The following is a 1,199-nucleotide window of genomic DNA, read 5'->3' as shown; positions in this document are numbered from 1 at the left end:
GAGCATTTTGCAGAAATCTGAGCCCTTGAGACACAAGGATTTCTAGGGATAAAAAAGGGACTTCACCCCAATTTGGAGAAGTTTTTCGGTGACCAAACCAAAAACGCCCAAAAGGAGGAAGTCACCTTGTATATTCTTCAAGAAAGTCTGTTTTCCTTCGAGGAACTGCAAAAACTTGAATCCAAAGAACGATTGCCTATCTTTTTCAGCGCTCTTGACCTACGTCCTTACGCCAAAGAACTGAGAAGCCGTTCCCCCCGAGGCGCTGACGGTCACTGCAGACAAGGAATCCTTCGGGCTTTGCTTGCAGCTCCGCTTGAGAATATCAGTACGTTCACTGGCCTACATCGCCGGCTGGATATGGATCTTCGTTTTCGCTATCGATGCGGACTTCGGCTTGATCGGAAAGCTCCTTCCGTGGCAACGTTGAGCCGCGTCTTTGCCGAGCTTACGAGCAAAGACCTGGTCAAGCGACTTTTTGAGGATCTGGTCACACGCTGCAAGCAAGAAGGCATCGTCGATGGAAGTCATGTGGCCATCGATAGTGCCGCGATCCATGCCTACGAGAAGAAACAGCCGAAACGTAAAAGCGAGCTCACAGGCAATGCAAACTGGGGTGCCAAGTTCGACTCCTTCGGCAATAAGGTGAAGTGGTTTGGCTACAAGCTTCATCTCGCCGTCGATACCAAAAGCGAACTGCCGATGGCGCTCGCCGTGACACCGGCTCATGTCCATGACGGCGATATGGCGCCAGATCTGATGGAACAAGTCGCGGCAAAAACCAAAGTCAGCTTCTTTGTCCTCGATGCTGGGTACGACCAACTAAAAAACTATGAGGCTGCCCGGAATTTGAAAGCACAGGCGATCATCCCGATGAATCTTCGCAATGAGAAAGAGCCGCCTGCCGGCATGACATCAAACGGAACGCCTTGCTGCTCCATGGGTTTTCCGATGACCTATTGGGGAGCGGATGGCGATGTTCTGAAATTCCGCTGTCCCCATGCTACAGGCAAGGTAGACTGCCCGCTCGGAATGGCCGCTTGTTCGTCTTCCAATTATGGGATGGTCGTTAAGGTGGATACAACCAGTGATCTGCGCCGCTACTCCACACCGCATCGGGAGAGCAAGCGTTGGAAAGAACTGTACAACGAAAGAACTAGCGTGGAACGATGCAATTCCCGCTTGAAAACCTATCTAAC

At 51.3% G+C, this 1,199-nt stretch carries 1 protein-coding gene; it reads left to right on the top strand.

The features are described 5' to 3' along the window. Positions 1 to 126: 126 nt before the first annotated feature. Positions 127 to 1,199 (top strand): transposase (locus AC3WQH_RS25465; protein WP_492332327.1); only part of this gene is annotated, 1,073 nt, incomplete at its 3' end.

The organism is Brevibacillus sp. FW301-21C12A (assembly GCF_058788915.1).
Note: the sequence above shows the minus strand (reverse complement) of the source record. Positions and strands in the feature narration are given on the sequence as shown.